This window comes from Mycobacterium sp., assembly GCF_050700595.1.
Taxonomy (GTDB): domain Bacteria; phylum Actinomycetota; class Actinomycetes; order Mycobacteriales; family Mycobacteriaceae; genus Mycobacterium.
The window spans coordinates 1-10086 of record NZ_JBOHHI010000039.1; the positions used below are offsets into that span (position 1 = coordinate 1).

8 protein-coding genes and 3 pseudogenes are annotated in these 10086 nt (G+C 65.0%); 7 read left to right on the top strand and 4 right to left on the bottom strand.

What is annotated here, in order from left to right; all coding sequences use genetic code 11:
• The first annotated feature begins 77 nt into the window (after nucleotides 1-77).
• The 3 genes from ACRDTL_RS03570 (at nucleotide 78) to ACRDTL_RS03580 (ending at nucleotide 2834) form a co-directional block, all read left to right on the top strand.
• Complete coding sequence (locus ACRDTL_RS03570) at nucleotides 78-1484, top strand: 13E12 repeat family protein (RefSeq protein ID WP_431505342.1); 1407 nt, start codon at nucleotides 78-80, stop codon at nucleotides 1482-1484.
• A 42-nt stretch (nucleotides 1485-1526) separates the two neighbouring features.
• Nucleotides 1527-1964: a type II toxin-antitoxin system Rv0910 family toxin gene (locus ACRDTL_RS03575; RefSeq protein WP_431505343.1), complete on the top strand. Its 438-nt coding sequence runs from the start codon at nucleotides 1527-1529 to the stop codon at nucleotides 1962-1964.
• A gap of 96 nt (nucleotides 1965-2060) precedes the next feature.
• Nucleotides 2061-2834 (top strand): VOC family protein, encoded by a 774-nt coding sequence (locus ACRDTL_RS03580; RefSeq protein ID WP_431505344.1) that lies wholly within the window; start codon nucleotides 2061-2063, stop codon nucleotides 2832-2834.
• On the opposite strand, the gene ACRDTL_RS03585 is transcribed toward ACRDTL_RS03580, so the two are convergent.
• Nucleotides 2835-3278 carry a cupin domain-containing protein gene (locus ACRDTL_RS03585; protein WP_431505345.1) on the bottom strand — a complete coding sequence of 148 codons (444 nt, stop codon included), beginning with the start codon at nucleotides 3276-3278 and terminating at the stop codon, nucleotides 2835-2837.
• A 252-nt stretch (nucleotides 3279-3530) separates the two neighbouring features.
• Here ACRDTL_RS03585 and ACRDTL_RS03590 point away from each other — a divergent pair, with 252 nt between their 5' ends.
• Both ACRDTL_RS03590 and ACRDTL_RS03595 read left to right on the top strand, forming a co-directional pair.
• Complete coding sequence (locus ACRDTL_RS03590) at nucleotides 3531-4400, top strand: RNA-guided endonuclease InsQ/TnpB family protein (RefSeq protein ID WP_431505346.1); 870 nt, start codon at nucleotides 3531-3533, stop codon at nucleotides 4398-4400.
• A 53-nt stretch (nucleotides 4401-4453) separates the two neighbouring features.
• Nucleotides 4454-4879, top strand: a pseudogene (locus ACRDTL_RS03595) (hypothetical protein); the annotation flags it as partial.
• Between the two features lie 154 nt (nucleotides 4880-5033).
• Here the strand turns inward: ACRDTL_RS03595 and ACRDTL_RS03600 are convergent.
• The 3 genes and pseudogenes from ACRDTL_RS03600 to ACRDTL_RS03610 form a co-directional block, all read right to left on the bottom strand.
• Nucleotides 5034-5822, bottom strand: a pseudogene (locus ACRDTL_RS03600) (winged helix-turn-helix transcriptional regulator); the annotation flags it as partial.
• Nucleotides 5823-7337, bottom strand: a complete 1515-nt coding sequence (locus tag ACRDTL_RS03605; RefSeq protein WP_431505347.1) for a carotenoid oxygenase family protein — start codon at nucleotides 7335-7337, stop codon at nucleotides 5823-5825.
• Nucleotides 7338-7341: 4 nt separating this feature from the next.
• Nucleotides 7342-7629: pseudogene (locus ACRDTL_RS03610) on the bottom strand (thiolase C-terminal domain-containing protein); the annotation flags it as partial.
• A 310-nt stretch (nucleotides 7630-7939) separates the two neighbouring features.
• Here ACRDTL_RS03610 and ACRDTL_RS03615 point away from each other — a divergent pair.
• Together ACRDTL_RS03615 and ACRDTL_RS03620 are read left to right on the top strand one after the other, a co-directional pair.
• Nucleotides 7940-8590 carry a GAF and ANTAR domain-containing protein gene (locus tag ACRDTL_RS03615; protein WP_431505348.1) on the top strand — a complete coding sequence of 217 codons (651 nt, stop codon included), beginning with the start codon at nucleotides 7940-7942 and terminating at the stop codon, nucleotides 8588-8590.
• A gap of 166 nt (nucleotides 8591-8756) precedes the next feature.
• Entirely contained in the window at nucleotides 8757-9464 is a 708-nt protein-coding gene (locus ACRDTL_RS03620) for a DUF4389 domain-containing protein (protein ID WP_431505349.1), read from the top strand.
• Nucleotides 9465-10086 lie beyond the last annotated feature (622 nt).

Below are 10086 nucleotides of genomic sequence, written 5' to 3' on the forward strand. Positions count from 1 at the left end.
TCGCGCTTTATCCACAATTGCGCGTGCGATGCGCTGCGGCCGGGGTGACTCGAACATTCTTTCGATAATATGGCGGGATGGCTTCCGTCGAGCAGGCGCTTCCCGTGGATGCGGTGCGTGCGCAGATACTCACCGATCTCGAGCTGATCGACGCGGCCTACGCCCGGCTGCGGGCGTCGTGCACCGACCTGGTGGGCAATGCGTTTCGGGTGGCGACCGCCGAGCGGCTAGAGGCGCTGGGCCGGGTCAATCGCGGGCTGTCGTATCGGATGTTCGGCGAGATCGCCGATCCGGTCGACGGGCCCGAGGACCCGGGGTTGCCGGCCGGGGTGTCGATGCGAAATCTGCTGGGTGCGCGGCTGCGGGTCACCTCGGCGGAGGTCAAACGCCGGTTTCGGGTGGCGGTGCGGATCCGGCCACGACGCTCGCTGACCGGCCCGGCGCTGGCGCCGGAGTTGCCGAAGTTGGCCACCGCTGTCGACGACGGCAGCGTCGGTGACGACCATATCGCCGCGGTGCTGCACGCCCTGGATGCCCTGCCCGCCGCGGTCAGTGCGCCCGACCGCGACAAAGCCGAGCGCATCCTGGTCCGCCACGCCCGAAAGCAGGACGCCAAGTTCGTCACCGTGGTGGGCAACCGGATCGCCGACTGGCTCAATCCCGACGGCAACTTCTCCGACGAGGACCGGGCCCGGCGGCGCGGGCTGGTGCTGGGGCCACAATGCGTCGACGGCATGAGCCGGCTGCGCGGCTGGCTGGACCCCGAAACCCGCGCCTACCTGGAGGCCATCACCGCGGCCATCCGCCCGGGCCGTCACGTGCCCGAGGCCAGCGACGCTGCTGGCGAGGCGCGTGACCATCGCACACCGGCGCAGCGTTGCCACGACGCGCTCAAGCTCGCGCTGCGCCATGCGCTGTCCTCGGGCGAGCTCGGCACCCATCGCGGCGTGCCGGTCACCGTGATCGTGACAACCAAGCTGGGCGAGCTCGAGCAGGCCGCCCGCGCCGCGCACGACCCGAACATCCCGATGCCACCACCGGCGCGCACCGGCGGCAACAGCCGATTGCCGATGCGCGATGTGATCCGGATGGCCGCCAACAGCATCCACTATCTGGCCGTCTTCGAGGATCACTGCGAGCGCCCGCTGTATTTGGGCCGCAGCAAGCGCATCGCCACCTTAGACCAGCGCATCATCTGCCACGCCCGCGACGGCGGCTGCACCCGACCCGATTGCCCTGAACCCGGCTACCACTGCGAGGTTCATCACGCGCAGGACTGGGCCGCCGGCGGGCTAACCAACGCCGACAGCCTCTACTTCGGCTGCGCGCCCGACCATGCGGAGGCGACTTGCGGCAACCTGACCACGATAGTGACCGAGGACGGCCGCCTCGCCTGGAGCGACGGCACCGGACCACCGCAGGTCAACCGCATCCACCGCCCTGACGAACTGCTCGGCGAGGACGACGACGAAGACGACCCATGACGTTCCCGGGCAAAGGACAACGAGGGCAAGCAGAATTAACCCATGGGGAAAGTCTCGGGATCCATCGACGTGCCACTGCGGCCCGAAGCGGCCTGGGCACATGCCTCTGACCTGTCTCGCTACAAGGAATGGCTGACCATTCACCGGATCTGGCGCAGCAAGCTGCCCGAGACGCTGGAGAAGGGCACCGTCATCGAGTCGATCGTCGAGGTCAAGGGCATGCCCAACCGGATCAGGTGGACGATCGTGCACTACAAGCCGCCAGAGGCCATGACGCTCAACGGCCACGGCGTGGGCGGTGTCAGAGTCAAGCTGCTCGCCAAGATCAAGCCGCACGGCGACGGCTCGGTGGTCAGTTTCGACGTGCATCTCGGTGGTCCGGCATTGTTCGGGCCGATCGGCATGGTGGTGGCCCGCGCGCTGAGAAGTGATATCCGCGAATCGCTGCACAAATTCGTCACGGTGTTCGCTCCGACCTGACTCGGGTCCGCGCTGCCGCGATGAGTTTTGGCGTCGGCGTCGGTCGATATCGGTGAGCCCCGACCCGGGGACACACCGCACCCGAAGGAGATGATTGTGCCCATTCGTCACGGCGCGCCGCTGGGCGCTCCCACCTGGATCGACCTGGCATCATCCGACCTCGACCGCGCCCAGGATTTCTACGGCACGGTGTTCGGCTGGACCTTCGAAACTGCCGGACCCGAATACGGCGGCTACGTCAACGCCGCCAAGGACGGCCACCCGGTCGCCGGCCTGATGGCCAACAATCCGCAGTGGCAAGCTCCCGACGGCTGGACCACCTACTTCCACACCGCCGACATCAACGCCACGGTGTCGGCACTGACCACGGCGGGCGGCTCGTCGTGTATCGCACCGATGGAAGTGCCCGCGAAAGGCTTCATGAGCATGGCCACCGATCCGTCGGGAGCGCCCTTCGGCCTGTGGCAGCCGCTGGAACACCGCGGTTTCGAGCTGATCGGTGAGGCCGGCGCGCCGGTGTGGCACCAGCTGACCACCCGCGACTACCGGGTCGCGGTCGCGTTCTACCGCGAGATCCTCGGGTGGCGAACCGAGCAGATCGCCGACACCGACGAATTCCGCTACACCACAGCGTGGTTCGGCGATCAGCAATTGCTCGGCATGATGGACGGCGCCGGATGTCTGCCGGACGGAGTCGGATCGAACTGGACCATATTCTTCGGCGCCGAGGACGTCGACAAGACGCTGCAGGTGATCACCGACAACGGCGGTGCGGTGCTGCGACCGGCCGAGGACACTCCCTACGGGCGGCTGGCGGCGGCGGCCGACCCGACCGGTACGGTGTTCAACCTGTCCTCGCTGGAAGGCTAGTCAGTCGGCAGCGCCGAGCCCGAAGTCGGCGTAGTCGAAACCGGGCACCACCACACAGCTGACCAGGCTCGGCTCGTCGTCGCGGGGGCGGGCCCGCTGCCAGTACCGGGGCGGTACCAGCACCTGCGGCTGTTCACCGGCGGTGATGTCGCTACCGAGCACATGCGTTGTCGCGCTGTGTCGTTCGCTTCCGACATCGAGCAGCAGCGGGCTGCCGCGATGATACAGCCACAACTCGGCGCTGCGCACGGTATGCCACGCTGACTGCTGACCCGGCATCAGCAGAAGCAGGATCGCCGTTCCGGCGCTGCGCGGTCCGGTGTAGTCCGGCGGTAACGCGGACTGGCCGACCGTGACGTCGCTGCGCCACGTCTGCCGGAACCAACCGCCCTCGGGATTGGGTGCCAGGTCCAACTGGCGAGCCCAATCGGGGAGCTCCGTCATCGCAAGCACCGCCTTAGTGTCGTGTCCACCCTAATAGGTAGTGCGGGGCCTTCTGCGGTTGTCGGTGCAGGGTGCTACGTTCCGGACGAATGCGGATATTACGTTTGCGTGCGAGTGTCGCACGGTGTGGTGTCCGAAGCGTGGCCGCACCGTGGTCGGTGGGTTGCTGGAGGCGCGGCCGAAAGAGATCATCGACGAGGTGGTCGAGGAGAAGGGACGTGGCTGGTGGAGTTAGTGAAAGGCGTTTGAGTCATGTTGACTGGTCGGCGGTTTCGGGTCGAGTTCACCTGTGAGCAGGAGCAGCTTGCAGAACAGATCGCCAGCACATGTCGGGTGGTGTGGAATATCGGCCTGGAGCAGCGGCGTGAGTATCGTCGGCGCGGAGCGTGGATCAATTACCACGAGCAGGCCGGCGAGGTGGCCGACGCCAAAGCGGAGCATCCGTGGCTGGCCGAGGCGCCCGGGCATTGTCTACAGCAAACGTTGATGGATCTCGACAAGGCGTGTCGCAGGCACGGCACGTTTCGGGTGCGGTGGCGCTCAAGCCGTCGGTGGCGGCCCTCGTTCCGGTTCCCCGAGGGCAACAAGATGGTCGTCGAGAAGCTCAACGGTCGTCATGCCCGGGTGAAGCTGCCGAAGCTGGGCTGGGTGCGGTTCCGACTGTCGCGCCCGCTGGACAGCGCGCTGTTGCGCTCGGCCACCCTGACCCGCTCAGCAAAAGGTACCGTCGAAGCGCCCGGCAGCAATGTGAAGGCCAAATCCGGGCTCAATCGCGCGATCTTGTCCAAGGGATGGCATCTCTTCGCCTCGGCACTGACGTCGGCGTCTCGCTACAGCGGGACCCGCGTGGTGGTGGTGCCCGCGCAGCACACGTCGCAGCCCTGTTCGGCCTGTGGGCATGTGGACTCGAAATCCCGTGAGAGCCAAGCGGTATTCCGGTGCACCCACTGCTCATATACCGAGCATGCTGACGTCAACGCGGCGAAAAATATTCTGGCCGCAGGGCTTGCGGTCACCGCCTGTGAAGACTCGCTCCAGCCCTCGGGCAGGGTCGCGTCACTGAAGCAGGAACCAGCAGGAAACCGCGAGGGATTACTGCTCCGACCCCACACCGCAGCGTGAAAGGTTGGAATCCCCCGGCTCCGGCCGTAGGGAGGACGTCAAATCGTCGCACTATGTCCCGCCTGCATCCCGGTTGGCTGGTCGCCCTGTTCGCCGCGGTGGTGTCGGTCGGCGCCTGGCTGCCGTGGCTGACGACAAGTGTCAACGGTGGCGGCTGGGCAAGCGCCGCCGGTGGCAGCAGGGGCAGCCTGAATCTGCCGCCGGGCTTCGGGACGGGCCAGCTGATCGTGCTTCTGTCGTCGGCGCTGTTGGTGGCCGGCGCGATGGTCGGCCGCGGCCTGGCGGCAAGGCTGGCATCGGTTGCTGCCCTGGTCATCTCGTTGCTGATCGCGGCGCTGACGGTGTGGTACTACGACGTCAATGTCCACCCGCCGGTCGCGGCTGCCTACGGTCTTTTTGCGGCCGCCGTCGGTGTGGCGGGCACGGTGATCTGCTCGGTGTGGGCATTGGCCTCATCGCTGCACCGCGATCGGCGGCGGGATCTCGATAGCCGGCAGGTGCATCCACCACCTCGATCTGCGCACCCGTCAGGGGCCGGGCGCACTGATCGCAGGTCAGCTCCCCGGTGAACGGCCGGCCGCAGCCGCGGTGGGTGAGCAGCACCGCCGGTCCCTCTGGCGCCGCAAACCATTGTTGACCGCACTGCAGCGCGGTGACGAGCACCGGGAGAAACGCCCGGCCCTTCTCGGTGAGCTGGTAGCGCGGCCCACGCTGCCGCGACCCGCACAGCACGCCGTTTGCGCAGAATTTCTGAAGTCGACCGGCCAGCAGCGTCGGCGGGACCCCGAGTTGGGTTTGGAAGTCGGTAAACCGGGTGGCTCCCAGGAAGGTGCACACCAACAACGCAGCAGCCCAACGGTTTCCGAATACGATCATCGTCTCGGGAAACAGGCCTGCCTGATTGCGGCCGGCGCTCGCTCTACGCCGGGTCGCCGCTTCGGGCACTGATCGTGGCCAGGTTCCGCTGGGACCCCAGCGGGTCATGACCTGCTTTTCGGTCACCACCTCGGTGCAGCACCGGCAGGTCAGCAGTGGCGCGAAGTCGGCGCCGCATACGCTGTGGCGCATTTCCGGAAGCCGGTGGATGTGTTCGGGCACCCAGCGCCGCTCCCACTCCCAGATCGACAGCAGCACCGGCCAAAACGCTCGACCTCGCTGGGTGAGCAGGTATTCGGCGCGCACCGGGCGAGTCCGATAAGTGCTGCGGGTCAACAGTCCATTATCCGTCAGCGCCCGCAGCCGGCTGGTCAGCACGGAGTTGGAGATCGGCAACCGCGACATGAATTCGCCGTAGCGGGTAGCGCCCAGCAGCGCCTGCTGCACGATCAGCAGCGTCCACTCGTCGCCGAGCAGCCCGAGCATCCGGCCGACGGCGTTGGTGCCGCCGGGGCTCAGCGTGGTCGGCGTCATCACGTCGGACATTTACAGTCCGATCGCGCTGGCCGGTGAGTCGACGCTGTTCCAGCGCCGCAGCTGTGCACCGGGTGCCCAGGTCGCGTGTGTGCCGCTGGAAATCCGTTCCGGCAGTCGCAGTTTGCATATCGGCCCGTCGTCGACTCGGGCGGCGTCGAAAATCAGGCAGTGCGAGGCGTCGTCGTTCATATCGGTGGTCAGCGTGACCAGGTAGCCGTCGTCTTCGCCGGTCGCGGCAGGGCGCGGAGCCATTGCCGTCTCGCTTCCGTACACACCGTCTGCGAACCGGTAGCGTTGCTCGTGGCCGGTGACCACGTCGTGTTTCACCAGCCCGTCGAACAGGAACCAGCCCGGCTTGCCGGTCGCAGCATAGGTGTAGCGGTAGCCGCCAGCCGCGTAACCGGCGTTGATCATCCCGAATTCGGTGATCGACTCGGAGAGCCGTTCTTCTTTCACGGCGCCGGTGACCAGGTTGAATCGCCACCGGTGCAGCCGGGACTGCAGACGATCCAGTGCCAGGAAGCGGAACAGCCGTTCCCATTTCGTTCCACCAATGTCGAGGGGAGATGGATCGTCTTCGAAAAAGCCGTCGAGCACGATTTCGTGCCCATCCTCGTAGGCGTTGACGAAGTGCAGCACGAACGTCGGGTCCGCCTCGAACCATCGAATGTCGGTGGTCTCGCCCCGGCGCGGGAGCACCGCGAAGCGCGACGGAAGCTCGTTATGGAAACGCGGCAGGTGCACATCATGCTCAAGCAGACTCGGATCCCAGAACAACGGGAAATCATTGAGGACAACGTAATTTTCGGTGAACGCCATATCGTGCGGCAGGCGAGGTCCGGGCAGCGGGATATCGACGTAGTGCACCAGCTCGTTGCTCTGGTCGACGACGCCGTAACGCATGTATGGGTCTTGCTTGCTGTAGTTGAAGAACAGCAGTTCACCGGTTTTGTTGTCTACCTTGGGATGCGCGGACACGCCCCAATCAACCGGAAAGTGGCCGTTCCAAGTCTCCTTGCCTAGCGTGGTGGCCGAGTATGGGTCCACCCGGTATAGGTCGCCGCATTGGTAGAAGCTGGTCAGCGCGGTGCCGCGGTGCACCACGACGTCGGTGCTGGACGCGTCCTTCATCCGGCCCCGAGCGCCCCAGCCTTTCTCTCGCTTGGCTAATTGCACCGGCTCGGCCAATCCCGGCCACAGCGGTCCGCCCGCCTCGTTCTCGGCGAGAAAGCCGTCGGTGCGGATAAACCGGTTGCGGTAGAAGGCTTTTCCATCGCGGAACCCGACCACCTGCAGCATGCTGTCGCCGTCGAACGGGTGATAGGTTTTCAACGCCGGGTGCAGCGGGTTTTCGGTGTTGCGTAGGTAGATGCCGTCCAGGTCCGGGGGGATTGCGCCTTCGACCGCGGTCAGGTCGTCGGCGTCCCATTCGGTGGTCTGCGGCCGCCACGGTCCGGTCCGGTAGGGGTGGTCGTCGTCTTCAGGCAGCGTGGAGAGGAACTTGCCGACGATCTCGACGTCCACCGGGTCAGTCCTCCGCCACGCGGACGACGAAGCTGACCGTGGTCGCGGTGCTGCCGCCGAAGCTCGATGTTGCGAACGTTTTTGCGACCGGGCGTCCGCCGCCGATCAGCCCAATGTGGTCGATCGCCAGGTATTCGCTCGGCGTGAAGCAGTCGTGCACCTCGATGCCGTCGAGGTCGTCGAGTGACACTCGAGCGCGGCCGAGGGCATCCACTGCGGCGGCCTGTGCGGCGAACATCTCCCCGAAGGCGTTTGCGACGTGGATCACACCGATATCAGCGCTGTCCAGCTTGGCCGAGGAAAGTGTGGCGTCGACGACCTCCTGTCCCATGAAGACGCACGTTACTACAACTAAGAGAGTAACTAGTGTGTTCGGCGCTATTTGCCCTGGCGGCGACGGTCCCGTCGGCTCTCGGCTGAACCGACGGGACCTAAGCGAGCACGCAGGTCGACCAGCGCGCCCGCCTTCGGGGGCGCATTACCCTTGGCCCGCGATTGACAAACCTCAGCCGGGTGTATGGCATGCGGGTGTGTAGCTCCGGACAGGTGGGGGAACCCATAAAGACATGCCCGATCTGTGAAGCCATGAACTGGCCGCGCGAATGGCTGAATTGGCCCGTTCGTTAGCGGCGCCCCGCAGCGTCAAAGATGTGCTCGCGGGTGTGACGGCTGCGGCTATCGAATTACTGCCAGGTGCCGATACCGCCGGCGTGCTCCACATCGCCAAGGGCGGCAAATTCGAGTCGCTGGTAGGCACTTCGGATCTGATCTACCAGTTGGACGCCCTGCAGGAGAAATATCAAGAAGGTCCGTGTGTCAGTGCGGCGGTCGACGAGTTGATCGTGCGCATCGATGATTTCGAGACTGAGCAGCGTTGGCCGGCATACTCCCGTGCGGTCTGCGAGATAGGGGTGCGCAGCGGCCTGTCATGCAAGCTCTATACCAGCGATCGCACCGCAGGCGCGCTGAACGTATTCAGCCTTCGGCCCAACACTTTTACGGGGGAGTCCGAAATGATTGGCTCCGTGCTGGCCGCTCATGCCGCTGGGGCGATTCTTGCCGGCCGCCAGGGCGAACAGTTTCAGTCTGCGCTGAGCACCAGAGACATCATCGGCCAAGCCAAGGGTGTCATCATGGAGCGCTACAACATCGATGCTTTGCACGCATTCGACATGCTGCGGCGGCTGTCGCAGGAGATGAACGTGCGGCTGTCCGAAATCGCCCAGCGGGTCGTCGACACTCGCGAAACGTAGTGCTACCGGGCAGGTGCATCGCGGCAGTGCCTACGTCGTTCGCTTAGAACTGCTGTCGGCAGCGCGACATGACGACCTGGTGGCCCGAAATGCTGGGGTCGACGGTCGCTATGCGAAACAATCGGAGACGGCTCATCGATCGAGCCGAACTAAGGAGCTGCCGATCATGCAACCCGACTCCACCGCTAACCCCGTCCGGGTTCGAGCTGACCTCGATCCCGGGTTGTCGCGTTGGCAATGGCTGGTCAAATGGATCCTCGCCATTCCGCACTACATCGTTTTGTTCTTCTTGCACATCGGGGTCGTGGTGGTCTGGGTGATCGCATTGCTCGCGATCCTGATCACCGGCAAGTACCCGCGCGCCCTGTTCGACTTCAGCGTCGGCGTCATTCGATGGCGTTGGCGGGTCACCTTTTACGCGCTGTTCGCACTGGGCACCGACAAGTATCCGCCGTTCAGCTTGCGGCCGAAAGCCGAGTATCCGGCCGACCTGGAGGTCGACTATCCGGAGCGGCTCAACCGGGGCCTGGTGCTGATCAAGTGGTGGCTAATGGTCATCCCCCACTACCTGATACTGAACGTCTTCTTCACCGCGAGTTGGCGGTTTCAAGTGCTGATCAATCCGAACAAAGTCGCCGCCTACCACTTGCCGGCGCTGATAGTGATCCTGCTGGTGATCGCCGTAGTGGGCTTGCTGTTCACTGGGCGCTACCCGAAAGGCTTGTACGACTTTGTGATCGGAATGAACCGCTGGGCAATCCGGGTGCACGCGTACAGCGCGTTGCTGCGCGATGAGTACCCGCCGTTTCGCCTCGACATGGGCCCTCGTGAACCCGGACCTTCGGCGATACCCGAAACAGCCGGAGCCGCTTAAAGTATCGGTGATGTCTCGGCGAACCTCGATGCAGACCGATACAGGCGTACCGGCGTGGCAGGCGGTGCGCTGAATTCACCATGCATCCGGCGCGTCGATCGCCGTTTGTGGGTTAACGAGGTGGCGCAGCTATCGGCGACCCCGCGAGAAGCTCACCGAGGCTCCTCGCGGGGACGCCGTGTGTAAGCGGCTGACGTCAGATGCAGACCGGCCCTACGCAGGTACCAGTGCCACCGCCGGCCCCGCCGACAAGCCCGGCGCCGCCGCCACCACCGCCCGTGGCGTCGAGGCATCCAGTTGGCAGGAGCAACGTCGCGACGAAGACGACAACTGTGGCAACTCGCTTTACGGTCCTGTTCACGATGGTTTGTCCTTTCATCTGCGTCGACAGATAACGCGGTTTGCGGCCGGCGCGACAGGGTAATAACCACTATTTGACCCGTGTAAACTAATTACCCACGGGTAACTTCTTGGCCACCGGTTGTGTTTGCTGGAACCGCCGACAGGAAAGTCCGAAGGTCACGCCGGGGCATACGCGTCACTAGCCAGTCATAAAAGCCGAACCTGGCGGGCGGCGGAGCCCCGGATTCAGAGCGACAACTGTGCCCCCGGCAGTGTGCCC

What these genes read in the sequence shown, in the direction of transcription:
- ACRDTL_RS03570 (WP_431505342.1), top strand. Translation starts at nt 78, where the DNA reads ATGGCTTCCGTCGAGCAGGCGCTTCCCGTGGATGCGGTGCGTGCGCAG.
- ACRDTL_RS03575 (WP_431505343.1), top strand. Translation starts at nt 1,527, where the DNA reads ATGGGGAAAGTCTCGGGATCCATCGACGTGCCACTGCGGCCCGAAGCG.
- ACRDTL_RS03585 (WP_431505345.1), bottom strand. Translation starts at nt 3,278, where the DNA reads ATGACGGAGCTCCCCGATTGGGCTCGCCAGTTGGACCTGGCACCCAAT.
- ACRDTL_RS03590 (WP_431505346.1), top strand. Translation starts at nt 3,531, where the DNA reads ATGTTGACTGGTCGGCGGTTTCGGGTCGAGTTCACCTGTGAGCAGGAG.
- ACRDTL_RS03615 (WP_431505348.1), top strand. Translation starts at nt 7,940, where the DNA reads ATGGCTGAATTGGCCCGTTCGTTAGCGGCGCCCCGCAGCGTCAAAGAT.
- ACRDTL_RS03620 (WP_431505349.1), top strand. Translation starts at nt 8,757, where the DNA reads ATGCAACCCGACTCCACCGCTAACCCCGTCCGGGTTCGAGCTGACCTC.